Origin of the sequence: Massilia norwichensis, from assembly GCF_024753245.1 — a bacterium.
Classification (GTDB): Bacteria; Pseudomonadota; Gammaproteobacteria; order Burkholderiales; family Burkholderiaceae_D; genus Telluria; species Telluria norwichensis.
Genome location: NZ_JANUGX010000005.1, coordinates 76,760 through 102,519, shown reverse-complemented (window position 1 = coordinate 102,519; position 25,760 = coordinate 76,760). Strand labels below are relative to the sequence as shown.

The 25,760-nt window shown below is 64.9% G+C and carries 25 protein-coding genes; 15 read left to right on the top strand and 10 right to left on the bottom strand.

What is annotated here, in order from left to right:
- The first annotated feature begins 1 nt into the window (after position 1).
- Complete coding sequence (locus NX782_RS06310) at positions 2–898, top strand: NAD-dependent epimerase/dehydratase family protein (RefSeq protein ID WP_258844576.1); 897 nt, start codon at positions 2–4, stop codon at positions 896–898.
- Between the two features lie 120 nt (positions 899–1,018).
- Positions 1,019–1,276, top strand: a complete 258-nt coding sequence (locus NX782_RS06305) for a hypothetical protein (protein ID WP_258844575.1) — start codon at positions 1,019–1,021, stop codon at positions 1,274–1,276.
- 52 nt (positions 1,277–1,328) lie between these two features.
- Here NX782_RS06305 and NX782_RS06300 read toward each other — a convergent pair whose 3' ends face one another.
- The 3 genes from NX782_RS06300 to NX782_RS06290 form a co-directional block, all read right to left on the bottom strand.
- Positions 1,329–2,009 (bottom strand): glycine-rich domain-containing protein, encoded by a 681-nt coding sequence (locus tag NX782_RS06300; RefSeq protein WP_258844574.1) that lies wholly within the window; start codon positions 2,007–2,009, stop codon positions 1,329–1,331.
- A gap of 251 nt (positions 2,010–2,260) precedes the next feature.
- Positions 2,261–4,123, bottom strand: a complete 1,863-nt coding sequence (locus NX782_RS06295) for a sensor histidine kinase (protein ID WP_258844573.1) — start codon at positions 4,121–4,123, stop codon at positions 2,261–2,263.
- A 197-nt stretch (positions 4,124–4,320) separates the two neighbouring features.
- Entirely contained in the window at positions 4,321–6,081 is a 1,761-nt protein-coding gene (locus NX782_RS06290) for a glutamine--tRNA ligase/YqeY domain fusion protein (protein WP_258844572.1), read from the bottom strand.
- A gap of 200 nt (positions 6,082–6,281) precedes the next feature.
- Between NX782_RS06290 and NX782_RS06285 the strand changes: the two genes are divergently transcribed.
- From NX782_RS06285 to NX782_RS06265, 5 genes are all read left to right on the top strand, one after another.
- Positions 6,282–6,572 (top strand): DnaJ domain-containing protein, encoded by a 291-nt coding sequence (locus NX782_RS06285; protein WP_258844571.1) that lies wholly within the window; start codon positions 6,282–6,284, stop codon positions 6,570–6,572.
- A 27-nt stretch (positions 6,573–6,599) separates the two neighbouring features.
- On the top strand, positions 6,600–7,124 hold the full coding sequence (locus tag NX782_RS06280) for a hypothetical protein (protein ID WP_258844570.1): 525 nt from the start codon (positions 6,600–6,602) through the stop codon (positions 7,122–7,124).
- Positions 7,121–7,906 carry a hypothetical protein gene (locus tag NX782_RS06275; RefSeq protein WP_258844569.1) on the top strand — a complete coding sequence of 262 codons (786 nt, stop codon included), beginning with the start codon at positions 7,121–7,123 and terminating at the stop codon, positions 7,904–7,906. The genes NX782_RS06280 and NX782_RS06275 overlap by 4 nt, the downstream gene beginning before the upstream one ends.
- Before the next feature lie 17 nt (positions 7,907–7,923).
- Complete coding sequence (locus NX782_RS06270) at positions 7,924–8,808, top strand: hypothetical protein (protein ID WP_258844568.1); 885 nt, start codon at positions 7,924–7,926, stop codon at positions 8,806–8,808.
- 116 nt (positions 8,809–8,924) lie between these two features.
- A complete protein-coding gene (locus NX782_RS06265) occupies positions 8,925–10,139 on the top strand; it encodes an MFS transporter (protein WP_258844567.1) in 1,215 nt (404 codons plus the stop codon).
- Here the strand turns inward: NX782_RS06265 and NX782_RS06260 are convergent.
- Complete coding sequence (locus NX782_RS06260; RefSeq protein WP_258844566.1) at positions 10,136–11,668, bottom strand: right-handed parallel beta-helix repeat-containing protein; 1,533 nt, start codon at positions 11,666–11,668, stop codon at positions 10,136–10,138. The genes NX782_RS06265 and NX782_RS06260 overlap by 4 nt on opposite strands.
- 247 nt (positions 11,669–11,915) lie before the next feature.
- Between NX782_RS06260 and NX782_RS06255 the strand changes: the two genes are divergently transcribed.
- The gene (locus NX782_RS06255; RefSeq protein WP_258844565.1) at positions 11,916–12,143 is read left to right on the top strand and encodes a hypothetical protein; all 228 of its coding nucleotides are present in this window, start codon (positions 11,916–11,918) and stop codon (positions 12,141–12,143) included.
- Between the two features lie 155 nt (positions 12,144–12,298).
- A complete protein-coding gene (locus NX782_RS06250; RefSeq protein ID WP_258844564.1) occupies positions 12,299–12,622 on the top strand; it encodes a hypothetical protein in 324 nt (107 codons plus the stop codon).
- Here the strand turns inward: NX782_RS06250 and NX782_RS06245 are convergent.
- The 3 genes from NX782_RS06245 to NX782_RS06235 form a co-directional block, all read right to left on the bottom strand.
- Positions 12,619–13,875, bottom strand: a complete 1,257-nt coding sequence (locus NX782_RS06245) for a CaiB/BaiF CoA transferase family protein (RefSeq protein ID WP_258844563.1) — start codon at positions 13,873–13,875, stop codon at positions 12,619–12,621. The genes NX782_RS06250 and NX782_RS06245 overlap by 4 nt on opposite strands.
- A gap of 34 nt (positions 13,876–13,909) precedes the next feature.
- The gene (locus tag NX782_RS06240; protein ID WP_258844562.1) at positions 13,910–15,679 is read right to left on the bottom strand and encodes a cation:proton antiporter domain-containing protein; all 1,770 of its coding nucleotides are present in this window, start codon (positions 15,677–15,679) and stop codon (positions 13,910–13,912) included.
- Between the two features lie 88 nt (positions 15,680–15,767).
- Positions 15,768–18,092: a family 1 glycosylhydrolase gene (locus tag NX782_RS06235; RefSeq protein ID WP_258844561.1), complete on the bottom strand. Its 2,325-nt coding sequence runs from the start codon at positions 18,090–18,092 to the stop codon at positions 15,768–15,770.
- A gap of 286 nt (positions 18,093–18,378) precedes the next feature.
- Between NX782_RS06235 and trpS the strand changes: the two genes are divergently transcribed.
- On the top strand, positions 18,379–19,407 hold the full coding sequence (trpS, locus tag NX782_RS06230; RefSeq protein ID WP_258844560.1) for a tryptophan--tRNA ligase: 1,029 nt from the start codon (positions 18,379–18,381) through the stop codon (positions 19,405–19,407).
- 120 nt (positions 19,408–19,527) lie between these two features.
- Positions 19,528–20,577 (top strand): serine endopeptidase, encoded by a 1,050-nt coding sequence (locus tag NX782_RS06225; RefSeq protein ID WP_258844559.1) that lies wholly within the window; start codon positions 19,528–19,530, stop codon positions 20,575–20,577.
- On the opposite strand, the gene NX782_RS06220 is transcribed toward NX782_RS06225, so the two are convergent.
- From NX782_RS06220 to NX782_RS06210, 3 genes are read right to left on the bottom strand one after another with little or no spacing between them, the layout of a single operon-like run.
- Positions 20,561–21,697 carry a sensor histidine kinase gene (locus tag NX782_RS06220; RefSeq protein ID WP_258844558.1) on the bottom strand — a complete coding sequence of 379 codons (1,137 nt, stop codon included), beginning with the start codon at positions 21,695–21,697 and terminating at the stop codon, positions 20,561–20,563. The two genes, NX782_RS06225 and NX782_RS06220, sit on opposite strands and share 17 nt — an antisense overlap.
- Before the next feature lie 47 nt (positions 21,698–21,744).
- A complete protein-coding gene (locus NX782_RS06215; protein WP_258844557.1) occupies positions 21,745–22,206 on the bottom strand; it encodes a DUF3597 domain-containing protein in 462 nt (153 codons plus the stop codon).
- 36 nt (positions 22,207–22,242) lie between these two features.
- A complete protein-coding gene (locus tag NX782_RS06210) occupies positions 22,243–22,758 on the bottom strand; it encodes a hypothetical protein (protein ID WP_258844556.1) in 516 nt (171 codons plus the stop codon).
- Between the two features lie 168 nt (positions 22,759–22,926).
- Between NX782_RS06210 and NX782_RS06205 the strand changes: the two genes are divergently transcribed.
- From NX782_RS06205 to ugpQ, 4 genes are read left to right on the top strand one after another with little or no spacing between them, the layout of a single operon-like run.
- Positions 22,927–23,892, top strand: coding sequence for an alpha/beta fold hydrolase (locus NX782_RS06205; protein WP_258844555.1), 966 nt, complete (start codon positions 22,927–22,929; stop codon positions 23,890–23,892).
- A 37-nt stretch (positions 23,893–23,929) separates the two neighbouring features.
- A complete protein-coding gene (locus tag NX782_RS06200; protein WP_258844554.1) occupies positions 23,930–24,565 on the top strand; it encodes a class I SAM-dependent rRNA methyltransferase in 636 nt (211 codons plus the stop codon).
- 55 nt (positions 24,566–24,620) lie between these two features.
- Positions 24,621–24,956: a DUF1294 domain-containing protein gene (locus NX782_RS06195; protein WP_258844553.1), complete on the top strand. Its 336-nt coding sequence runs from the start codon at positions 24,621–24,623 to the stop codon at positions 24,954–24,956.
- Between the two features lie 16 nt (positions 24,957–24,972).
- A complete protein-coding gene (gene ugpQ / locus NX782_RS06190; protein ID WP_258844552.1) occupies positions 24,973–25,737 on the top strand; it encodes a glycerophosphodiester phosphodiesterase in 765 nt (254 codons plus the stop codon).
- Positions 25,738–25,760 lie beyond the last annotated feature (23 nt).

The window sequence follows — 25,760 nt, the reverse complement described above, 5'->3', positions numbered from 1 at the left end:
AATGAATACTCAAAATAATGTCAGGTTCAATAAGCCGCGCCTGCTGATCGTGGGCTGCGGCGATGTCGGCATGCGCTTGCTGCCGTCGGTCGTGGAGCGCTTTCGCGTGTTCGCCGTCACCAGCCAGCCGGCACGCTGCGCCGAATTGCGGGCCGCGGGCGCGGTGCCGATCGTGGCCGACCTCGACCGGCCGGCGAGCCTGGCACGCCTGGCAGGGCTCGCGCCGCGGGTCGTGCACCTCGCACCGCCGCCGCGGCAGGGCGCGCTGGATTTGCGCACGCGAAATTTGACCGCCATTCTACCCGAGGGGGGCCATGTCGTTTATATCAGCACCTCGGGTGTCTATGGCGACCGCGGGGGCGCGCTGATCGACGAGACCGCGCCGCGCGCCGCGCGCAACGCCCGCGCGCTGCGCCGCGTCGACGCCGAGCAGGTGCTGCGCGCCTGGGCCGTCGCTGCGAAAGGGAAGCTCAGCATCCTGCGCGCGCCGGGCATCTATGCAGCAGAACGGTTGCCGCTCGAGCGCCTGCGCCAGGGCACGCCGGCGCTGGCGCCGCAGGACGACGTCTACACCAACCACATCCACGCCGACGACCTGGCCCGGCTCGCTCTGCTGGCGCTGTTCCGTGCCCGCCCCGGGCGCGCCTACAACGCCAGCGACGACACCCACCTCAAAATGGGCGAGTACTTCGACCTGGTGGCCGACGCCTACGGTCTGCCGCGCGCGCCGCGTCTGCCGCGCGCGGCGCTGGCGCAAGCGGTGTCGCCGATGCTGCTGTCCTTCATGTCGGAGTCGCGCCGGCTCGACAACCGCCGCATCAAGGAAGAGCTGCGGGCGCGCCTGCGCTATCCGCGGGTGGAGGATCTTTTAGCCAAAAGACAAGACGCCCGTGTATGATTTGGGCTTGCTGCTCAACAGCAATATAAATATTACAAATATCCCAAAACCAGCTTATTTTTCACGACCCCCTGAAGGAAGTGAAGAATATCCCACGGACTGTCATTTCGAAGGAAGACCATGCCCATCAGAAGGATACCGGAGGGTGCCGTCTACGACCCCAACCGGGTTCTCGACGCCATCATCAACAAACTCAAGCTGAAAAACGACGCGGCGCTGTCGCGCGTGCTCGAAGTCGCCCCGCCGGTGATCAGCAAGATCCGCCATAACACCTTGCCGATCGGCGCCACTATCCTGCTGCGCATGCATGAGGTATCGGATTTCAGCATCCGCGAGCTGCGGGCGCTAATGGTGCGATCCGACCTGAATCACGCATGAAAAAGCCCGCCACTGGGGCGGGCTTGAAGCGGCGCGGAATGCGCCAGAGGCCTTACGCAACCGTTTCCAGCGTCGGGCGCTCGCTGTAGAAGCGGGTGAGCTCGGCGGCTTTGGTATCGGCGGAAGTGGCGGCGCCCAGCCAGTCCTGCTTGTTGGCGACGGCCGACCATGCGGTCATGCCCGCCATCAGCGGCTGCGCAGTCTTGATGGCAACCGCTGACCAGGCAGTCGTGCCCGCCAGCGCCGGCTGCGCAGTCTTGATGGCAACAGCCGACCAGGCAGTCGTACCGGCCAGCTGCGACTGCCCGGTCTTGATGGCAACAGCCGACCATGCGGTAAGCGCCTCGGCACGGACGTATGACTCGCCGAAGGTTTCCTCGTACAGTTCCTTCATGCGGGCACCAATGCGTTGGTGGGCGGCTTCGTCGTCCTCGCCGCGCAGGCCGATATAGGGGAAGTGGTGGAGGAAGTAGCCAAACACAGCCTGGCAGTCGACTTCGTACTTCATGGTGTCCAGTATGTGGTAGTGCCAGAAGGTGTCCACGTCGACCAGTGGTGCGGTTTGTTCGGTTGGGAACTTCTTCATCAGGTACAGGAACCGACGATATTCGAAGGCGACGGCGTTTGCCTTTTCCAGGGTCCAGCCTTCGCCGGACTCCTTGTGCATCAACTTAACCTTGATCGGGTCCAAATCCAATTCGGAAATGGTCTTGAAATCGTCATTCGTGATCATGGACTAACCCCTTAGTTTTTGGCTTGCATTTCGATTATGGTTATTCGAGACGGAAGCTATTAATGCTGACTGGTGTCTACCTCCTTTTCGCTAGATGCGTCTTGATTAATGCCCCGTTATCGTATTGATTGGGAGCAGTAATAGTCATTCTTGCCGATAGGTTTGGATAGAAATTGACTTTGGTCAATTTACGTTCAGAGTATCCCGAATGTGAGCTCAACTTTCCGACACATGAGCTTTCGTGCGGCTGCTCAGGTCAGAATGCCGACCTTGCCTTCCTGCCTACGCGAAGGGCGTGGCGCATCGGAGCGCGGCACATAGACCATGTCGCCGTGCTCCAGCAGCGGGACGGTCACAGCGACTGTCGTACCGGTACCTGGACTGCTGGTGATCGACACCGTGCCGCCCAGGATCTTGACGCGCTCTTCGATGCCAATCAGACCAAAAGAACCAGGCTTGCGCTCAGCAGTGGCGGGCAGACCGACGCCATCGTCGCTGATTGTCATCGCGATCTTGTCCCGTTGGACTTCCAGGTGGATCTCGACGCTGCTGGCGTGCGCGTGGCGGGAGATATTCGTCAGTGACTCCTGCAGGATCCTGAACAGGGCCGTTGCGCAGCCATCGCTGAGTGCGATTTCGCCTTCGTGCTCGAACAGCTCGCAAGCAATACCTGTGCGGCGCCTGAAATCCGTGATCTGCCAGGCAACGGCAGCGTTCAGGCCGAGGTCGAGCACGTGTGGTCGCAGGTCATTGATGATCTGCCGCACGCTTTTGATGGTCGTATCGATTTGGGCCAGCGTTCGACAGGCCCGTTCGTGCAGGTGAGGATGGCGTTCTCCAGTCCGTAGTCTCAGCATCTCGGCTTCGATGCGCAGGGCAAGCAGGTTTTGCCCCAGATCGTCGTGGATCTCGCGTGCGATGCGCTTGCGCTCGCTTTCCTTGATGTTCTCGGCATGCGCTGCGAGCCGGCGCAGGGTTTCGTTCGAGTGCTTCAGCTTGGCTTCGCTGGCGCGCAGTTCCTGCGTCATCTCGCGCGCCATTTCCAGGGCGCGGCGCCGCGAAGAAGCCAGGGTGTGGTAAATCGAGAACAGGAGCGCGCAGCTGAAGAAACCGGTCGCCATGGCCAGCATCGGTAGCCAGTCGTCGCCGACGCTGCGCACGGCGCCCTTGTCGACGCTGAAACGCGCCTGCCAGGCATGGTTGCTGAACTGGATCGGCACTGTCATGCTGAGCTCGTTATCAGGGTCGGTCTTCTTGTCGGACCTGCCTTTTTGCCCTGCGCTATCGTAAAGTACGACCTGCTTCGGTCCGGCGGGATCGTGGCTGCCAACCGTCGACAAAACCAGCCGCATATTGGGGATTGGCTGCGATTCGAGAACACCCTGTAACAGGCGTTCCATGCTGAAGCCGATACCGACCGAGCCGAAGTAGGCTGCGCGGCGCTGTTCCACCGTGTCGAGCGGCATATCGACGCGGTAGACCGGCAGGCGCATACCGATACCGGTAATCACCTTGCGCGAAAAGGGCAAGGGGGTGCCCGAGGTAGCCACATCACCTGTATCGCGCGATCTGTTGAGGGTGGCAAGGACCGATTCGCGCGCCTGGAGATCGGCGCCCAGACGCTGCATCCACACGGTATGCGGCTCGATATAGGTGACGGCAAGGTAATCCGGACGAGATCCGCCTTGCTTAATTTCGAAACGTTGCGGCGCGCCCGGCAGTCCGGCCAATTGCGCCTGCATCATTTTTTCGAAAGCAGGCCTCTCCGCTTCTTTCACAAAATGGGCGAAGTTGATCGACTCAATGCCGGGAAACTGCTTTTGGAAATCGAGCCCTTGTACATAGCGATGAAACTGTTCACGGGTCAGCGCAGGCTGTGCCTGGAACAGGCTGGCAGTGCTGCGTAACACGTCCGCATAACTCTTGATGCGCCCGGTCAGCGTGAACTGCACGCTGCCTACAGTGTTGGTGAAGGTTTCTTGGGCATCGGCATCGAGTCGGTTGATGGCAACAACATAACAGAGCATGCCGCCGGCAATGGAAATGCATAGTCCCACCACCAGTGCAGGCAACCTGAATCCAGGCACGTGGAAGCGACGGTGATGTCTGAACATCTGCGCGACTCCTTATGAAAAGTGCTGCATCAACTCCTACCGCAGGAGGCTTTGTCGCGGGGTAGGATCAATCCTACGAAATGTTATTGGCGATCAAACCTAGCAAAACCGTCAGGTGACTTCGGAAGGCGATAGTGGATAAAAAAATCCCGCCGCGGCAGCACCGGGGCGGGATTCGATCGAAAGGCTGGGCCGTATTACTTGGCGCCCCAGCTGTCCTTCAGCGTCGTCACGCGGTTGAACACCGGCTTGCCCGGCTGCGAGTCCACGCGGTCGGCCACGAAGTAGCCATGGCGTTCGAACTGGAAGCGCTGCTCCGGCTCGGCGTTCCTGAGGCCCGGTTCCAGGTAGGCGGTCACGGTTTCCAGCGCGTTCGGATTCAGCACTTCCCGGAAGTCCTTGCCGCCGGCGTCCGGGTTCGGGTCGCTGAACAGGCGGTCGTAGAGGCGCACCTCGGCTTCCAGTGCGTGCGAAGCGCTGACCCAGGTGATGTTGCCCTTGACCTTGTAGTTGTCGGCGCCCGGCGTGCCCGATTTCGAATCCTCGAAATAGTTCACGTGGACCGCGGTGACGTTGCCGTTCTCGTCCTTGTCGTAGCCGGTGCACTCGACCACGAAGCCGTACTTCAGGCGCACGCGCGCGCCCGGCTTGTCGGCGGTCGGCGGGGTGAAGCGGTGGTAGCCCTTGGTCGGCACTTCCATGAAGTCTTCCTGCTCGATCCACAGTTCCTTCGTGAACGGGAAGGAGCGCTGGCCCATTTCCGGGTGATGCGGGTGGGCCGGGGCGCTGCACTCCACAAGCTCGCCTTCCGGGAAGTTATCGACGATCAGCTTCAGCGGGCGCAGCACGGCGATCGCGCGCGGGGCCTTCGGGTCGAGGTCGTCGCGCAGCGCGCCTTTCAGCGTGCTCATGTCGATCCAGCCGTCGGCCTTGGACACGCCGATGCGCTCGGCGAACAGCTGCAGCGATTCCGGCGTGTAGCCGCGGCGGCGCAGGCCGACGATGGTCGGCATGCGCGGGTCGTCCCAGCCGGTGACGATTTTCTCGTCGACCAGGGCGCGCAGCTTGCGCTTGGACATCACCACATAGGTCAGGTTCAGGCGCGAGAATTCGTACTGGCGCGGCACCGGACGCTGGAAGAAGCCGCCGTCGGCCAGGGTGTCGACCAGCCAGTCGTAGAACGGGCGGTGGTCCTGGAACTCGAGCGTGCACAGCGAGTGGGTGATGTTCTCCAGCGCGTCCGAAATCGGGTGCGTGTAGTCGTACATCGGGTAGATGCACCACTTGTCGCCGGTGCGGTGGTGATGCGCGTGGCGGATGCGGTACAGGGCCGGGTCGCGGTTGGTCATGATCGGCGAGGACATCGCGTCTTCGCTCATCTTGGCGCGCAGGATGTGCTCGCCGTCCTTGTACTTGCCGGCCTTCATGTCACGGAAGATCTGCAGCGATTCCTCGACCGGACGGTTGCGGAAGGGCGAGTTGGTGCCCGGCGTGCTGAAATTGCCGCGGTTGCGCGACATGTCTTCGGCGCTCTGGCTGTCGACGTAGGCGTAGCCCTTCTCGATCAGGTACTCGGCCATCTCGTACAGCTGGTCGAAGTAGTCGCTGGCGTAGTGCAGGTGCTCCTGGCCGCCTTGCTCCCACGAAAAGCCCAACCACTTGACGCTATCCATGATGGTGTCGACGTATTCCTGGTCTTCCTTTTCCGGATTGGTGTCGTCGAAACGCAGGTTGCAGCGGCCCTGGTAATCGCGTGCCAGGCCGAAGTTCAGGCAGATCGATTTGGCGTGGCCCACGTGCAGGTAGCCGTTCGGCTCCGGCGGGAAGCGGGTGATCACCGAAGGCAGGCCTTCGCGCTTGTGGGTGCCCGCCGCAAGGTCGGACTCGACGATCGCACGCACAAAATTCGAGGACGGCGCAGGCGCTGCCGCGGCTGCGGAGTTCTTATCAATGCTCATTGAAAACGTGTCTGGATGGGTTAGATGACAGGCATTTTACCGTAGCTATGTGGTCAAGCGCACGGTTTGCCGAGGGGGCCTCTGGGCATACTTGGGGATATTGTCTCGGACAACAAGCCTCTGGCCTGCCTGTCACGATAGCGCTTTCTATAGGATAATCTCGGATTATTGTTTTTCGGGCACCAGCCGGAGAGTTCCAAGTGGAAAATTTATACGCGATCCTCGGCGTCGCGCCGAATGCGACGGACGACGAGATCAAGAAAGTCTACCGCTCGCTTGCGATGCGCTACCACCCGGACCGCAACCAGGCGCCGGGTGCGGAGGCGCGCTTCAAGGCCGTCACCAAGGCCTACGAGGTCCTGTCCGACCCGGCCAAGCGCGCCGAATACAACCAGAGCGTCAACCACCGTATCGTCCTCGATGCCGAAGGCGAGGCCTTCGAACTGTGGCGCTCGGTCTTTGCGCTCAATGGCGTCAACCTGCCGGCGTGAATTTACCTCATTAAGATTGAAGCAACCATGAAAAAAGTACATCCGGAATTCGCTTTCCAGTCGCGCGAACTGGAAGGCCAGATCGAAGGCACCCTGGGCGATCCGCCGAACCGCAAGAACTACGACATGATGGTGCAGGCCCTGGTGTCGGAGTACGCCAACGGCGACGGCCTGGACGACGTCAACATGATGGCCTTCGCGCTGGTCGACCGCATCCGCTTCACGGACCCGAAAGGCCTGGTGCGCGAAGCGATGGACTACGAAGGCGACGATCCGCAGCGTGTGTTCGCGATGGCGAACTGCGACGGCGACGACGAAGGCAAGGCCATGTACGCCGCCATCTGCGAGAACCATCCGGAGCTGGCGCGCCAGGCCATCGTCACCGCTTTCCTGTACAAGAACCAGGCCCGCTGGGAAGACGACGACCAGTCGCTCGACCAGCTGGCGCGCGACGATGAAGGCGACGACGACGAGCTGGACGAAAACGGCACCGGCATCGCCGACGACGGCTTCACCGAGCTGTTCGACGACCGTGGAGGTGAGCGCGAATGAGCGACGACGACACCAAATCGAACCTGCCGGCATTGACCCGCCAGGTCAATGAGCTGGTGCTGGCCGGCTCCCTGCAGCACGCCGAGGAGGCCCTGTCCAAGGCCGCCGACGAGCACGGCGACTATGCCGTGGCCGAGGTGCTGTCGACCCTGCCGCCGCAGGTCACGGCCCTGCACCTGGCCGGCTTCGACGGCGCCAAGACCTCGGTCGCGACCCTGCTGGTGCCGCCCAAGGCCTGGGCCGAGAGCCTGGCCTACATGGCCGCCACCTGGCCCGACGACATGATCGAGGACGATCCCGAGCGCATCGCCGAGAACCTGTTCAACCACATGCACGGCGTGGTCTACGCGACCGACGACGAAGACCGCCGCCACGAGCTGCTGGCCGAAGCCTCGAGCTCCGACTGGGGCGCGACCGCCTTCGCCATCGTCTGGTCGCTGGCGCCGAAGGAAATCCTCGAAGTGGCCGGCGAGATCAACAGCCGCGGACCGCAGCCGAACATCGTCACCACCTCCGACAGCGACATCGTGCCGCTGGCGGTCGACCTGGCGCGCGCCAGCGAGGATGGCTGGCAGCGCTCGCTGCTGGAACTCTTCCCCGAGTTCCGCAACACCGCCGACCTGGCCGACGTCGAGCTGCCGGAAGACGAGGACGAAGCGGAAGAGTTCCCGCACCGGACCACGCGCGAACTGCTGTACCGCCTGCGCAAACAGGTGCCGTCGGTGCGCAGCACGCCGAAGCGCAGCACCCGCCGCAGCATGGGCACGGACATCTTCTCGTGAACGGGGCACCTGCATCCATGCTCCCGGCAATCGTCATCGAGAAGCTGCCGCGCCTGATCCGCGCGATCCGGCACCTGGCCGACAGCGCGACCCCCGAGGAAGCCGCCGGCCTGGCCGACGAGCTGGCGGGGATCACCGCGATGGTGGCCGAAAAGTTCACCAACGACCGCACCGCCGAAGGCATCCAGCGTGCACAGCTGCTGACCGTGGGCGGCATGTCGCTGGGCCTGGAATACCTGCTCGAAGACGAAACCGACGATGAGGTCGGCGACAAGGCCGCGGCCGGGATCCTGATCTCGGAAGGCGCGGAACTCGTGTTCCAGCAGGGCTTCCGCCTGATCCGCGAACTGGCCGCGCTGCCGGAAGACACGCTGGTCGGCGAATACGACACCGACCCGGTGTACGCCCAGCGCCGCCTGAAGGAACTGTTCGTCGACATCTGCACCGCCGATCCGGGCGAGACCTGGTCGGGCTACGAACGCTACCTGGGCCAGCTCAAGCAGCGCCAGGACGTGCAGGCGATCGTGCGCGCGGCCCAGTGGCTGCGCCGCCATCATTACGAAGGCGCGGTGCAGGACCCCGACCTGAACGCCGAGGGCGTGATCGCGCTGGCGATCGTGTTCGGCATCGAAGGGGACGGGCGCATCGTCGCGCGCACCAACCACAAGGAGTTCGAGCGCTTCGTCAAGGCGGTGCGCAAGAACAAGCCCGACTTCGACAGCGGCTGGGCCACGCTGCTGGAGAACATCCCGGCGCCGCACCACGGCATCATCGCCAACCGTATCGCCATCTACCGCAACAGCGACATCCTGCGCGACATCGCCGGCGCCACGCCGATGAAGCAGCTGTTCGTCGAGCTGGAGAACTTTGCGGGTTCGGAGCTGGACGCCGAGTATCCGTAAACGGTGCATGCGTGGGCTCGGGGAGCCCACCCTACGGCCTACGGTAGGGTGGGCTCCCCGAGCCCACGGCCATCGTATGGACAGCTCCTGTCTGCTTTGGGGCTATCATACTGGCCATGTCCCACGTCCCCATCACCGCAGGCAGCCCCGAATTCCGCCGCATCAACCGCGCCATGGTCTTCGGCGGTTTCTCCACCTTCGCCCTCCTGTATTGCGTGCAGCCGCTGATGCCGCTGCTGGCCCACGATTTCCAGTTGACCCCCGCGCAGAGCAGCCTGGCCCTGTCCGTGGCCACCGGCACGCTGGCGGTCTCGCTGCTCGCCTCCAGCGTGCTGTCCGAGCGCTACGGCAGGAAGCCGCTGATGGCCGGCTCCATGTTCTGCGGCGGCGTGCTGACCCTGCTGGCCGCCTTCGCCCAGGGCTACGGCCAGCTGCTCCTGCTGCGCGCGCTGCTCGGCCTGCTGCTGGGCGGGATGCCGGCGCTGGCCATGGCCTACCTGAGCGAAGAGATCGCCGGCCCCTCGCTGGGCCACTCGATGGGCCTGTACATCGGCGGCAGCGCCTTCGGCGGCATGACCGGGCGGGTGCTGGCCTCCATCATCAGCGACTTCTACGACTGGCGCATCGCCGTCGGCGTGATGGGCGTGGCGGGGCTGTACGCGGCCTGGGAATTCAACCGCAGCCTGCCGGCATCAACCAATTTCCGGGGCGGGCAGGGCGGCTGGCGCGCGCTGTTCACCGGTACCGCCAGGCACGTGCGCGATGCCGGGCTGCCCTGGCTGTTCTCGCTGTCCTTCCTGCTGATGGGCGTATTTGTGAGCATGTACAACTACATCGGCTACCGCCTGCTGGCGCCGCCCTTCGGCCTGCGCCAGAGCGCGGTCGGGGCGCTGTCGATCCTGTACCTGCTGGGTATCTTCAGCTCGGTCTGGGCCGGCAAGCTGGCCGACCGCCTGGGCCGCCGCAACGTGCTGTGGATGGTGATGCTGGTGATGCTGGGCGGTTTACTCCTGACGCTGGCGGACATGGTGCTGCTGATCGTCGCCGGCATGGGCCTGTTCACCTTCGGCTTCTTCGCTTCGCACTCGGTGTGCAGCAGCTGGGTGGGCAGGCGCGCGCAGCCGCCGCAGGCGCTGGCCTCGGCCATCTACCTGTTCTTCTACTACCTGGGTTCGAGCGTGGTGGGCTGGGTGTCCGGCATCGTCTGGGCCTGGGCCGGCTGGGCCGGGGTGGTGAGCATGCTGGGGGCGGTGCTGCTGGTGGCGATGGCGGTGGCGCTGCGCTTGCGTGGGTTGGCGCCGCTGCAGCCGGCAGCGCCTGAGGGGGCCTAGAAATTGCCCGCGGTAGAGTAGTTCGCGTCCGTACCGTCAGTGTACACCCCCATGCGGGTGCGTCCCGAAAAGCGGTTCCTGGTGACGACGGTACGGCTGCCGTACACGTACACCAGCGCGACGTGGGCCTGGAATGAGCTCGGCGTGGTCCCGCCGCTGCGCCGGTTCATGACGGAAAAGCTGCAGTTCGAGTCCATCAGGTTGAGGGTGATCGAATGCCCCCCTGTATCCGGCCACCTGGCCGGATCGGCACCGCCGTACACCTGGATGCCGTTGCCCTCGTTGTTCGAGACGATATTGCCATAGATATAACACTTGCTGGTTCCGTCATCCACGCCGATGCCGACGCCTTCCGAACCATTGTCCATCGGGCCGCCATAATTGCGGTTGAAGCGACAGGTGTTGTAGCGGATCGTGTGCCCCGAGACGGCATTCGCGCCAGCCGCCGAGGACAGCTCGATACCCCGTCCGTACCAGTTCGGCCCGAAGTCCCCGCCATTCGTATTGCAGACGTTTCCCTCGATGATGTAGGACTTGGCGGGGCCGCTGATGTGGATGCCGAAATTCATGTTGTTGCTGCAGTTATTGTTCCCCACATAGCTGCGGTCGCCGCTGTTGATGAAGATGCCGACCAGCATGCCGGTCACGGTGTTCCTGTCCAGCGTGGCGGCGTCGCCTTGCACCAGGTAGATGCCCTTTGCGTTGCGGTTGGGGTTGTAAGTCACCCCGGGCGGTGGAGAAACGCGGTTTCCGCGAATGACAAGGTGTGTCAAAAAGGCGGTACTGTCGTAGGTTTCACAGCGGATGCCATGCGATTCGCGGGTGCCGCCGCCGCGGTGGTAGACAGTGTTATTGAGCAGGCGGATGTCGTCGGCGCTCGTTTTGGCGGCAACCAGAATCCCTTGATTGCCATAAGTCGGGCCGTTACTGATGACATCGAGCACGCAGCCGGAAACGGTCACGTGGCTTTTCGCGAACATGTACACGCCGGAACAATTCGAGCTCACGTTGTTGTTTTCGAAAACGCAGTGATTGCCCAGCCAGATGATCGCCACGTCGCTCCCTTCCGGCAGCGCGCGATTGCGGATGTCCAGATTGCGGTAGGTGATGAAGTCGCGCGTCTGGCCGGGAACGGCGATCGACGCCCCATTCGCCGGCGTCACGGGTGCGCCCGGCAAGACGATGATGGGCTTGGGTTTTGCCGTGTCGTCGCTGCCGTCGGGGCGGTAATAGGCCCCGATGACGATGGGTTGGGATTCGGTGCCGTTGGCAGACACCTGGAACACACCGGAATACGTCGTGCCCCGTTTTTGCAGGTAGGTATGCCCAGGCATCCAGGCAACGCTGGTCCACGAGCGAAAAGGATTCGCAAGCGTGCCGTCACCCGGACCGGCGACGCTTGGATCGATGTAATGCACATTCAGCCCGCCGGTGCTTTGGGCCCTCGTAAAGCGTGGGAACACTGTCTCGGTGCATGCTGCAACGCTCACACCGGAGGCGATCCGAAGAAAGTCTCTTCTTTTGGGCATGACGAGTCCTCCAATGAACTCTGGATGCGTATGAACAAGGTGATTGGTTTTCGCGAGCGCTCAGGCCGCTTGAACGATGCTACGCCTGGCGGTCACATGGTGACAACGACTCTTTGTATATAAATTGGCGGCGTCGTCAGGCGGAAGGGAATAAGTCCTACAGACGCTCCACAAGCCTTCCTATTCACTGCGCCACGCGTCGGACTACCATCGGTTTCATCGATCACATCCACTGAAGGAGCCTCCCATGACCGACCATCGCGACCATGAAAAGCAGTCCCACGGCGTCACCGGCGACACCGTCCAGCAAGCCGCCGACGTGTCCCGGCCCACGACCACCGCCGGCCACGCCATCGACAACAAACTGGTTCCGCAGGCCCCGGTCGATCCGAAAACCTGGGGTGCGGGCGAGCACGCCGATCCCGAAGACAAGGCGGACGGCAGGGGCGGGCAGGCGCATCGCGACACGCCCTAAATTCGGTAAATATCCGTTTAAAAACAGCGAGATATTACTGATGAGTGCTCAAATTCGGTAATTTAAGCTAGCTCAACCGTCCCGTTCGTGCGCCGCCGCTCCGTCAACGGGACTACCATGCAGCTCCTGTGTTCAACCACTGTAAGGAGTACGACATGTTGCAAGCAAACGAAATCCAGCAGCGTTTTACCCACATCCAGCAAACCATCCAGGAAGCGGAGCAGGCTTGCCGTTCGGGCGATGCCCCGGACGACCTGAAGAACTGCATCCAGAAAATGGCCCAGGAATCCCAGCAGGCATCGCAGGTGATGCAGTCGCAGGATCAGCAGCGCATGGTCGAGTGTGTCGACAACCTCGAGTCGATGGGCGATGAAGCCAAGCGCCTGAGCCGTTCGGCAGCGACGATGTCGCCGCAGCTGGAGACGGCGGTGACCAAGGTCCACGCCGAGCTCTCGCAACTCAAGCACCAGCTGCACTAAACGACTTTTTTCTCCCGCAGAGCGGCAATCTCCCCGCCGCTCTTGCCGAGGATCTCGGCCAGCACCTCGTCGGTATGCTGGCCGAGCAGCGGCGGCGCCTTGTCGCTGGTGGCAGGCGTCGCCGACATCCGCATCGGGCTGCGCACCAGTTTGACTTCGCCCGCGGTCGGATGGGGCAGGGCGATCTCGATGCCGCGCGCCTGCACCTGTTCGTTGGCGAAAACCTCGTCCAGGTTGTTGATCGGACCGCAGGGCACGCCTTTCTCTTCCAGCAGCGCAATCCACGCGTCGCGGGTCTGTCCGCGCACCATCTCGGCCAGCAGCGGCACCAGCACGTCGCGGTGTTTCACGCGCAGCGGGTTGGTGGCGAAGCGTTCGTCCTCGGCCAGCTCGGGCCGGCCGCCGGCTTCCACGAACTTGCGGTACTGGCCGTCGTTGCCGGCAGCGACGATGATGTGCCCGTCCGCGCAGGCGAAGGTCTGGTAGGGCACGATGTTGGCGTGGGCATTGCCCCAGCGCGCGGGGCGCTTGCCGCTGTTCAGGTAATTGCTGCCGACGTTGGCCAGCATCGCGACCTGGGTGTCGAGCAGGGACATGTCGATGTACTGGCCTTCGCCGCTGCGGTCGCGGTGGGTCAGCGCCGCCAGCACGGCGACGGTCGCGTACATGCCGGTCATCAGGTCGGTCAGGGCCACACCCACTTTCTGCGGGCCGCCGCCGGGCAAATCGTCGCGCTCGCCCGTCACCGACATCAAGCCGCCCATGCCCTGGATCAGGAAGTCGTAGCCGGCGCGGTGCGCATACGGGCCGTCCTGGCCGAAGCCGGTGATCGAGCAGTAGACGATGTCGGGCTTGATTTCCTTCAGCGATTCGTAGTCGAGGCCATAGCGCTTGAGCTGGCCGACCTTGAAGTTCTCCAGCACGACGTCGCAGTGCTTCGCCAGTTCGCGCAGCAGGGCCTGGCCGTCGGGGCTGGCCATGTCGACCGTCACCGAGCGCTTGCCGCGGTTCGCCGACAGGTAATAAGCGGCTTCGCTCGTTGCTCTGCCTTCGGCATCCGGCGCATAGGGCGGACCCCAGGCGCGGGTGTCGTCGCCGCTGTCGGGGCGCTCGATCTTGATCACGTCGGCGCCGAGGTCGGCCAGGTTCTGCGAGCACCAGGGGCCGGCCAGCACGCGCGAGAGGTCGAGTACGCGGATGTGACTCAGGGCGCCGGCGCGCGCGCCGGGCAGCTTGTTGGTCTCGGATGCCATGTCGTCCCCAATGGATGTGTTGTCGTTGGCCGAATTATACGGTTCCGCCCGGCGCCGTCAGCGCCTGCACGAACTGGTCGCGTTCGCGGTCGACGATGCCGTCGACGACGCGTTCGTCCAGTCCCATCGCTTCCAGCACGAAGGCCGACAGCTGCAGGCTGGCTTCCAGCGTCTCCGGCACCACCACGCTGGCGCCGGCCAGTTTCAGGGCGCGCGCATGCTTCTCGTCGCGCGAACGCGCGAACAGGCGCGCGTTCGGGAATTCGCGCCGGATGCCGCGCACCGCCTGCATCGCCGAGGCCGGATGGTCCATGGTCAGCACGATGGCCGGCGCTTCGTCGGCGTGCACGCGGCGCAGCAGTTCGGGGCGCGAGGCGTTGCCGAAATAGACCGGCACGCCCTTCGCATGCAGCTGCGACACCAGCTTGGCATCGTTCTCGAAGGCGACGTAGGGGATGCCCTGGCTCGCCAGCAGCTTGGCGAGTTGCTGGCCGACGCGGCCGAAGCCGGCGATCACCACGCGGCCGCGCGCGTCGCCGAGCTCGCCCTGGGCCTGCTGCATCTCCTGGTCGCGCGCGGCGTTGTCGGCGCGCTCGCCGATGCCGCGGCCGATCCGCGCCAGCAGCGGCGTCAGGAACAGCGACAGGCCGACCGCCAGCATCACGCGTCCGCCCAGGCCCGGGTCCAGCAGTCTGGCGCTGATCGCATAGCCGATCACGATGAAGGCGAATTCGCCGCCCTGGCCCAGCAGCAGGGCGGCTTCAAAAGCGCGGCCCCAGGACAGGCCGCCGAGGCGCATCACCGGCGCGATCACGGCCGCTTTCAGCAGCACCAGCAGCGCGACCGCACAGGCCAGCCACAGCGGCGCGTGCACGATCTGCAGCGGGTCCATGCCCATGCCGACCGTCATGAAGAACAGGCCCATGAGCAGGCCCTTGAAGGGTTCGACCATCAGCTCGACTTCGTGCTTGAACTCGGTCTCGGCCAGCAGCAGGCCGGCGATCAGGGCGCCCAGCGCCATCGACAGCCCGGCCATCTGCGACAGGCTGGCGATGCCGAAGGTCGACAGCAGGATCAGCGCCATGAACACGTCCGGCTGGCGGTGGCGTGCAAAGGCGCGGAACAGCGGATGGACGACACGTCCGCCGACCAGGTAGATGAGGGCGATCGCCAGCGCCGCCTTGGCCATCGCCAGCACGGCGATGACGGCGACGTTGTCGCTGCCGCCGCTGCCATGGCCGCCGCCCAGCGCCCCGATCAGGATCAGGATCGGCACCACCGCCAGATCCTGCAGCATCAGCACCGCGAAGGCGGCCTGGCCGAGCGGCGTGCCGGTGGTCTGGCGTTCGCTCAGCAACTGCATCACCACCGCGGTCGACGACAGCGACAGCACCAGGCCCAGCACCAGCGACGCCTCCATCGTTTGCCCCAGCAGCAGCCAGACCGCGCCGCCGATCAGCAGCGCGCACAGGACCACCTGCGCCGAACCGGCGCCGAACACCCAGCGCCGCATGGCCCACAGGCGCGCCGCCGACAGCTCGAGGCCGATCATGAACATCAGGAACAGCACTCCGAGTTCGGCCAGCATGGCGACGTCTTCATTGTTCGGGAAGGTGAGCCATGCCAGCACCGGCACATCCTGCGCCAGGCGGCCCAGGCCGAAGGGACCGAACAGGGTGCCGGCCGCGAGGAAGCCCAGCACCTGGTTGATACGCAGGCGCTGCAGCAGGGGGATCAGGATGCCGGCGAGGCTGAGGAACAGCAGGATTTCGCGCAGGAAGGGGAAGGCGTGTTGCTCTTGCACGGGTCAAGGCCTTTCATGGATGACAATCCGGCTTATTGTATCCCGCTGGCCCTGCGCAGGCGGAGGGCGCCGCCTGCGCATTCGTCGCTCAGAGCCGTGCCTGGAAGGCTTCCGGCGGCGTTTCCTCCATCTGCCGCTGCTCGCCGGCCAGCGGCTGGCGCGTCTCCATGGCCTTGATCAGCTCTTCCATCTCCGGATCGGCCTGGTTGCGCAGTTCGAGATAGCGGGCCAGGGCATTGTCCAGGGACGGCAGCAGGATGCCGCGCTCGCTGCTCATCGCCGTGTAGGCCGGACGGGCCGCGCTGAAGCCGCACTCGGCCGCGGGCTTGGCTTCCAGGCGGCTGGCATCGACGCCCGCTGCCTGCGCCGCCTTCAAGGCCAGCTCGGCCCAGGTCACGCTGCCGGCGTTGGCCAGGTGCCAGATGCCCGATTCGCCGTCGATGGTGAGGTCGAGGCAGACGTGCACCAGGTCCGGCACATAGGTCGGCGAGACCCGCATGTCGCTGGCCGCCGTGAAGGCTTCGCCGCGCTCCAGCGCGCCCAGGGCCAGGGTCACGAAATTGTGCTTGTCCCAGGGGCCGAAGAAGGCCGAGGTGCGCACCACCAGTGCGCCCGGATGCTTGTCCAGCACGCGCTGCTCGGCTTCCGCCTTGCTGCGGCCGTAGACGTTCAGCGGCGCGACTGCGCTGCTCTCGACATAGGGCGTATCGCGTGCGCCGTCGAACACCAGGTCGCTGGAGAAGGTGGTCAGCTGGATGCCGTGGCGCGCGCAGGCGGCGGCCAGGACCGCCGGGCCGATTGCGTTCTCGCGCATGCAGCGTTCGACATCGTTTTCCGCATCGTCCACGCGCACATAGCCGGCGGTGTTGATGACCGCCCAGGGCTGGTGCTCGGCCAGTGCGCGCTCGACCGAGTCGACATCGGTGATGTCCATGTCGTGGCGCGACAGCAGGCGGAAGGCCAGGTTGCGCTTGCGGCAGAGGTGGGCAAAAGCGCGGCCCAGGGTGCCGCTGGCGCCAGTGATCAGGATCGGACGGCTGGCGGTGCCGACCAGGGTATGGCCGTCGGCGGTGATCGAGGTCAGGGCGGCTGGGGTCGCCACCGGCGGGCACAGGAAGCGGCCCGGACGGCGCCACCAGCCCTGGCCGCGCAGCACCGGGTGCGAGAGCGGGCTACCCGACGACAGTTCGCGCATCATGCGCGCCAGCGCGGTCGGGCGCGGCTCGGGCGAGCGCACGTCGAAGGGACCGGGTTCGTAATAGCCGCGGTTCTGGGTCACCAGGCTGTTCCAGTCGAAGGAACCGAGCAGCGACCACACGGTCACGGCGCGCAGGTCGACGCCGTTGTCACGCGATTCCTTGGCCGCTTCCCAGATCTCCAGCAGCCAGCGCAATTGATCTTCGCGGTTGGCGTCGATGTGGGCTTCGGTGATGGCCAGCGGGATGCGGTAGCGGTCCCAGACTTCGGACAGCAGCGGCGCGATGCCGGCGGTTGGCGTCGCCAGTGCGCGCGAGGCTTCGATGTCGGCGCAGGGGATGCCGTCGGCCACGCCGCGGTGGTGCTGCGGATAGCGTTCCGGGCGGTGATCGAGCCAGCGCTCGCTGGTGACGTAATAATTGACACCGATCAGATCGGGCGGGCAGGGGTTCTCGCGGAACCACAGGAAGTCCGCTTCCGGGATGCCGGTGTTGGTCAGGTAGCCCCACAGCGCGTGCTCGGGGCCGACCATGCCGCACAGCAGGTCCCAGGCCAGCCAGCGCCGCTCGTTGTAGAACTCGGCCACCTTGGCCAGTTCCGGCGTGCTGTAGGTTTTACCGAGGTCGTCGGTCTGCACCAGCTTGGCGTTCGGGTTGACGGCGCGGATCGCGCGCATGGCCAGCACCACCGCGCGGCATTGGATCAGCAGGGCTTCGATGAAGGTGCGGTCGTCGCGGCCGTGCGGGTACCAGACGCCGTACAGGCCGGCGAAGCGGGCCGTGGTGCAGGGTTCGTTGACCGGGGTGTAGTACTCGATCCAGGGATAGCGCGCGGCCACCGCGCCGGCGTATTCTGCCAGCTGTTCGGCGAAGGCCGGGTCGACCAGGCTGGTGTGGCGCGGGCCGCTGCCGTGGTGGCATAGGCCGGCGATCGGGGTGACGCCGGCTTCGCGCAGCGCGCCCAGGCGCTCGTCGGGCCAGGACCAGTCGGCCTTGTCGATGCCGTCCGGGGCGGTGCGCTCCCAGATGACCGGATAGCGGATCGCCCGGATACCGAGCGAGGCGAAGCGTTCGATGTCGGCCGGACGGGTGGCGTGGCCGTTGCGGTCGAGCTGGTGGAAATAGTCATCGCGGACGCGATTGACGGTGCATTCGAGGCCGCCCCAGAGTTCGAGCGGGTGGTTGTCGTGGCTGTTCGTGCTCTTCGTGGAATCCATAATTCACCAATGTAGTTAATCTTATAGCAACAAAAAAGTCATGGCGGTCCCCGCCAGTCCATATGTCTGGGATCGCCGGCACGCGTTCGCGGTTGACAGCGATGCGGCAACCTGCAACCATGCCATCCATGAATTTTTCGCATACACATTCCATCCTCGTTTCCTGGTGGCGCTGCTAGCAGCGCGCGGCCGGAGAGTTGAATGTGAATCACTAAACGCCGCCCCGATTCAAGGTGGCGTTTTCATTGGCGCGGCAGGATCGGGGCAAGGATAAAAAGGAAGCCCGATGAGCCTGCAAACCCCTAACACTACCGCACCTGTCATCCTGACCGGCGACCGTCCTACCGGGCCGCTGCACCTCGGCCACTTCGTCGGCAGCCTGCGCAATCGCGTCACTTACCAGGATCAATATCGCCAATTCATCATGCTCGCGGACGCCCAGGCGCTCACGGACAACATGGATGACATAGGTAAGGTACACCGGAACGTGGTCGAGGTGGCGCTCGATTACCTTGCCGTAGGGATCGACCCGACCAAGTCGACCATCCTGATCCAGTCGCAGATCCCGGAACTGGCGGAGTTGACCTTTTATTACCTGAACCTGGTGACCGTTGCGCGTCTCGAGCGCAATCCGACCGTGAAGGCGGAGATCGTCATGCGCGGCTTCGAGCGCGACATCCCGGCCGGCTTCCTGACCTACCCGGCCAGCCAGGCCGCCGACATCACCGCCTTCAAGGCCGGCATCGTGCCGGTCGGCGAAGACCAGATCCCGATGATCGAGCAGTGCAACGAGATCGTGCGCAAGTTCAACCGCACCTACGGCGGCGAGAAGGACATCCTGGTCGAGTGCAAGGCGATCGTGCCGGAAGTCGGCCGCCTGCCGGGCATCGACGGCCGCGCCAAGATGAGCAAGTCGCTGGGCAACACCATCAACCTGGGCGCCAGCGCCGACGAGATCCGCGCCGCCGTCAAGCAGGTCTACACCGACCCGCTGCACCTGAAGGTGTCGGACCCGGGCCACCTGGAAGGCAACGTCGCCTTCATCTACCTGGACGCCTTCGACACCGACAAGGAAGGCCTGGCCGAGATGAAGGCCCACTACACCCGCGGCGGCCTCGGCGACTCCGTGGTCAAGAAGCGCCTGGAAGGCATCCTGCAGGACATGCTGGCGCCGATCCGCGCGCGCCGCGAAGAGCTGGCCAAGGACAAGGGCCAGGTCCTGCAGATCCTGAAGGAAGGCACCTTCAAGGCGCGCGAAGTCGCGGCGCAGACCATGGATGAGGTGCGCAAGGCGCTGGGTCTGTCCTACTTCTAATGTTCGTAGGGTAGCGCGACACGAAACCTGCGGTAGCGCAAACTAGGTAGTTTGCGCTTTCCGATGGCTCCGTGATTCCGTCGATGGCAAGCTGCGGCTTTCCACATGACGGGGGCTTCGATGAACAAAGGCTTGCGCTTGACCGAAACCTGGATGCGGCGGGCTTTATGGCTGGTCGCTTTCGTGTTTGCCGCATTCCTCATTGGACTGGGCAGCCAGGTGATCGACAACCTGGCTTATTTCGAGCCGGCGCCATCGGCCGAGAGCCTCGTCGATCCGGCCAAGGCAGCGCCGCTGCAGGCGGCCATTGCCCAGGCCGGCCGGACGCGCGAGTCCGCCGGCCAGGCGCTGGAACAGGCGCAGCACCAGCATGAGGTTGCCGCGGCAAAGACGCGCAGCGCGCGCCAGGCATTCGACAATTGGCTCGCGACCCGTCATACCACCGCCAGGCCGGACCAGGATGCCGAACTGATCGGACGTACCCGCGAGCTGGACAAACTGGTCGCGGCCGAGCACGAAGCCCTGGAGGCGGTGCAGGCACAGCAACAGGTGCTGCTCGACGCCGCACAGGCGGAGAAACGGGCCGATTCCGCTTATGAAAACCTGCTCGAACCTGCCCGCACGCTGGCCAGGGAGCAAGCCGAACGCCAGGCGCGCACGGTCTTCCTGCTGCGCATCGGGGTAACGGTGCCGCTGCTGGGCCTGGCCGCCTGGCTGTTCAGAAACAAGCGCAACGGCACCTATTGGCCCTTCACATGGGGCTTCATCTTCTTTGCGCTGTTTGCCTTTTTCGTCGAACTGGTGCCTTACCTGCCGAGCTATGGCGGTTATGTACGCTATGGCGTCGGCATCTTCCTGACGATCGTCGTCGGGCGCTATGCGATTCGCTGGCTGCAGGCCTGGCTGGAGCGCCAGAAGGCTGCCGAAGCCCTGCCCGAACAGGAGCGCCGCACGACCATGCGCTACGACCTCGCGATGGACAGGATAGGCAAGGGCTTGTGCCCGTCCTGCGAGCGGCCCACCAATTTCAAGGACAAGACCCTGGCGCACTGTCCGCACTGCGGGATCGGCCTGTTCGACCGTTGCACCGCCTGCCGCACCCGCAAGAACGCCTTTACGCGCTTCTGCTTCTCATGCGGCACTCCGGCCAAGCTCAGCCTGGCTGACTGAGGTCGGGGCCGTTGAATGCCCGCCCATCGACAGGAATGTCGAGCGTAAAGGTCGTGCCGGCCTGTTCCGAACTGTCGAGCACGATCGTGCCGCCGTGGCGCTTGGCCACGTCCTGCACGAAGGGCAGGCCGATGCCCCAGCCGGTCTTGTCGGACTGTTCGCCGCGGTTCAGGTATTCGAAGATGTCCTTGCGGCGCTCGTCGGGAATCGGGTTGCCGCAGTTGTGGACCGACAGGATCAGGCGGCCGTGGGTCTGGGCCACGTTCAGGCTGATCAGCTTGCCGTCGCTGTACTTGGCCGCGTTCAGAGCCAGGTTCTCGAGGGCGCGCCGCAGGGCGCTCTCGTTCCACCAGCCGCTCACGGACTCGCCGCTGACCTCGCAGTGCGCCGGGGTGGTGTCGTTGACGTGCTCGGCGACCTTGCGCGCCAGCGTCAGCGCGTCGACCTGGTCCATCGCCAGCGGTGCGGCCTGGGCCGTGGTCTGGCTGAGGGCGTCGAGCTGTTCCTGGAACATGCGCTCCAGGCGCAGGCCGTTGTCCAGGATCTTGCGGGCGATCTTCTCGCCCTTGCCGGGATTCGTCGCCAGCAGCAGTTCCGCACCCGAGATGATCACCGACAGCGGGCTGCGCATGTCGTGCGTGAGCGAGGCGGCGACGCGCTGGCGGAAGGAGCGCTGCAGGGCCGTGAATTCTTCGATGGCATCGCGGATCGCCTGGTCGAAGGAAGAATCGATGATCTGCAATTCCTCGCGCTCGAAGCGGATGCCGTGGTCTTGCGCGACGTCCAGCAGGGTATCGCGCAGCAACTGGTATTCGTGGACGATTTCGACCGCCTGGTAGTCGGTGGTGCGGGCGCGTTCGCCGCCATGGCCGGCGGCGGCGCTCGAATCGGTGGCGGCGTTTTCCCGGTCGTAGCCGGGGCTGAGCGCTTCCGCGATGTTTCCGTAGAACAGAGGCAGGGTGTCCAGCAGCACCGGATGGCTGACCTCGTCCGCGCCCGGAATCAGGCTGCGGACACGTTTTTCCCATTCGGCAAAAACGTCGTCGCGGATGGCCAGCAGCTTCCTGGATTGCTCGGACAGCTTCATCGTGCTGGACTGTTGGTTGGTCGAAAGCATCATCGTGGAAGCGGGCCGCTCCGCGGGCGAAGCGGCCATGGTCGTGTGGATCAGCCCTGCAGGTCGGCCGGCACCTTGCCGCCATTCTGCGCCAGCTTGGTCATCACCTGCTTGTGCAGCCAGATGTTCATGCTGGCCGAATCGTTGGTGTCGCCGGTGTAATGCAGCTCGGCCGCCAGTTCCTTGCGCGCCTGCAGGCTGCTGTCCAGGTTCAGCAGCTTCAGCAGGTCGACGATCGAGGTGCGCCAGTTCAGCTGCTGGCCGGACTGCTTTTGCATGTTGGTCAGGACTTCTTCGACGTCCACCTGCTGGTTGAGGGTAGCGGCGGGAGCGGCGGCGGCGCCAGCAGTGCCGGTCGTGCCTGCGGTAGGCGCCGGGGCCTGCTGCGCCGGTGCAGGTGCAGCCTGCGGCGCTGCTTGCGGGGCGGCGGGAGCGCCGCCTGCCGGCGCCTGGTTGTTGGCCGGATGACGGCCAGGGAAGATCTTGTGGAAGATGTCGCCGAGAATACCCATATCGTTCTCCTTGTGTTGGTGGATGGTTGCCGCCGTTTAGCGGCGTTGCATGCCCTGCGCCAGGTGGCCGAGCGCGATCGCCAGCGCGGCGCCGCCCAGGGTCTTGACCAGGGTCGGATGCTGGGCATAGAAGTCGCCCATCTGGTCAACGATGCCCGGATTGTGCTGCTCGGCCTGGGCCGCGATCTGCGTCACCTGATCGGGCGAAATCTGGCTGGCCTGTTCCGGCGTCACGCGGTTCTGGCCGCCGCCCAGCAGGTTGCCGAGGATGCCGCCGGCGCCGCCGGACAGCAGCGCGGGTCCGACGCTGGCCAGCAGCTGGTTGAGCATGCCGGCGCGCTGGTCCGGATTGCTGTTGCCGAACATATTGCCGACCATTTGCGGGAAGGGCGGCGTCTGGTCCGAGCGCAAGGCCTGGGTGACGCCGCGCGCCACGTCTTCGCGCGGCACGTTCTGTGACACGTGGTCGAAATCGTTTTCGGCCTGTGCGGGGTTGGCATTGGCAGCGCCGCCGAGGTATTGCTGCAGCATGTTGCCTAAATCAAAGCCCATGATCTACTCCTGTGTTGGGACAGTCGAAGGACGAGAGTAGGCGCTCCGGCGAAATTACTCCGTACGTTCATTAACGGACAGTGCGGACAGGTCGGACAGGCAGGCCACTTTCGCCGCCGCCCTTCCTGTTTCATAATTGCGTAATTACAACAACGAGAACTGACGACGATGCGTTTCGCGACGACTTTGCTTGCCATCCTGGCAGCGCTGGCCTGCCTCCCATCCGCCCGGGCGGCGGCTTCCTTGAACAGTGCGATGCAGTCTGGCGAGCACCAGACGGTGGTCAACGACGTGCGCCTCTGGTACAAGGTCGCCGGGCAAGCGTCAGGCACGCCGCTGCTGTTCCTGCATGGCGGTCCCGGCTACAACAGCTACAGCTTCGAGGCCCAGGGCGGCAAGGCGCTGGAGGGCAAGCTGCGGATGATCTACCTGGACCAGCGCGGCAGCGGGCGTTCCGAACGTCCCTGGACCGGCGTCTACACCATGCCGGCCATGGTCGAGGACATCGAAGCGCTGCGCAAGCAGCTGGGCGTACCGAAGCTGGCGCTGATGGGCCACTCCTTCGGCGGCGCCCTGGCGCTGGAGTACGCCGCGGCCTATCCGCAGCACGTGTCGAAAGTGGTGCTGGTCAGCGCGGCCTCGAGCATTCCGGACGCTTGCGCAGCGCGCGTCGACTTCCTGACCCGGCGCTATCCGGCCGAGCTGGCAAAGGCCCGCGCCGCCGCCGTGGAGCGCAAGGAGACCCCGGACGACTGCTTCTTCGCCTTCAACTCGGTGCCCGACGAGATCCGCGAGCGCGTCAACGACGAGACCATGTTCCCGGACATGAAGAAGGTCGAGGAGCAGCGCGCCGTCGATGCGAAGAGCGGCCTGCGCAATACCGGCGAACTGGGCGGCGCACTATGGAACGGCGGCTTCCTGTCCTACCGCTTTACCCGCTTCGAGCGCGTGACGATGCCGGTGCTGGTGCTGGCCGGCGAAGAAGATTATGCGATCGGCCTCCCGGCCCAGCGCGCGCTGGCCAGGGCGCTGCCGAAGGCGAGGCTGGTCGAGTACGCGGGTGCAGGGCACTTCCCTTATCTGGATGCGCCGCAGCGGTTTACGCAGGATGTGGTGGCGTTTTTGCGCGATTAAGGATGTATCATGCGGCTCCTGAAAACGAAGCCTGCATATGCTCATCATCACCATCAAACAGGGCAAGGAAAAAAGCATCCTGTCCGGCGACCCCTGGATCTACCTCTCCGCCATCGACAAGGTCGAGGGCCGGCCCCAGGAGCGCAACAAGCCCGGTACCACGGCGCTGGTGCAGTCCTCCGCGCGCCAGTTCCTGGCCCGCGCCGCGTATAACGCCAAATCGCAGATCGCGGCCCGGGTCTGGACCCTGCGCGAGGACGAGCCGGTCGACCATGCGATGATCAAGCGCCGCGTGCAAGCCGCGGTCGCGCGCCGCGCCATCGATGTGCGCAAGGCCGATCCGCAAGCCCTGGCGCTGGTGATCGATGGCGAAAAGGACGGCCTGCCGGGTCTGCTGGTGCACAGTTATGGCGGCACCGCCGGTTACCTGGTGTGCCAGTTCAATGCCGCCGGCGTCGACTTGTGGCGGGTGACCATCGTGCAGGCGCTGCTGGCGGCGACCGGCTGCCCCAACGTCTTCGAACGCAGCGACGAGTTGATGCGCAAAGGGGAGGGGCTGCCCGTGATCTGGCGTGGGCTGGCGGGTGAGGAGCCGCCGCAGCGCCTGATGGTGCGCGACGGGAACCGGCTGCTGCCGACCGATATCCGTACCGGCTTCGTCTATCCGCGCTGAGCCGGGGCACCGTTGCCGAATGGACACGGCAGGCGGCAGGGCGTAAGCTTTCGCCATGCTTCGCTACCTGCCGATCTTCCTGTTCGCCCTTCTGTATGCCGCCGCCACGTTCGCGTGGCACCTGACGCCTCTCGTCGGCGCCGCCTACCTGGCAATGAGCGTGGCCTGCTTCATCGCCTACGCCCTCGACAAATCGGCGGCGCGCAAAGGCGAGCGGCGCACGCCGGAAAGCACGCTGCTGATGCTGGGCCTGATCGGCGGCTGGCCGGGCGCCGTGCTGGCCCAGCAGTGGCTGCGCCACAAGACCGTCAAGCAGCCCTTCCGCCAGATGTTCTGGTGCACGATCGCGGTGAACGTCGGCGCCTTCCTGTGGCTGGCGCGCTTCGCGTAAAACAAGGAGATCCCGCATGTGGCGCTACCCGAAGATCCTGGCCCACCGCGGCGGCGGCACCCTGGCGCCCGAAAACACCATGGCCGGTCTGCGGTGCGGCATGCAGGCCGGCTTTCGCGCCATCGAATTCGACGTCATGCTGGCGCGCGACGGTGTGCCGGTCGTGATGCACGATCCCTTCCTGGGCCGCACCGTGCCCGGTTCCGGCCATGTGTACGACTACGATGCGCTGGAGCTGGCTGCGATGGACGCCGGCGGCTGGTTCGGCCGCGCACACGAGGGCGAGCCGGTGCCGCTGTTCGTCGAGTTCGCTCAATTCTGCAAGGCTCACGGCGTGTGGATGAACATCGAGCTCAAGCCGGCGCCGGGCTATGAGATCGAGACCGGCGGGGTGGTCGCGCGCATCGCCGCCGCCATGTTCGCCGACGAATTGGCAGCCGGGCAAATGGAGCGCGTGCCGCTGCTGTCCTCGTTCAGCATTGACGCCCTGATGGCGGCGCGCGAGGTGGCGCCGCAGCTGCCGCGCGCCTGCCTGATGAGCGAACTGCCGCCGGATTGGGAGCGCCGCGCGCGCGAAGTCGGGGCGGTCGCCATCCACACCAACCACCGCCACCTGACGCCGCAGCAGGCGCGCGGCGTGAAGGCGGCCGGCTTCGGCCTGTTCTGCTACACCGTCGATGAGCCGGCGCGCGCCCGCGAACTGCTGGACTGGGGCGTGGATGCCTTCTGCACGGACCGCATCGATTTGATCCCGCCGGATTTCCTCACCCGCATTAAATAATTGGCAAGTGCCCTTCAGAATCG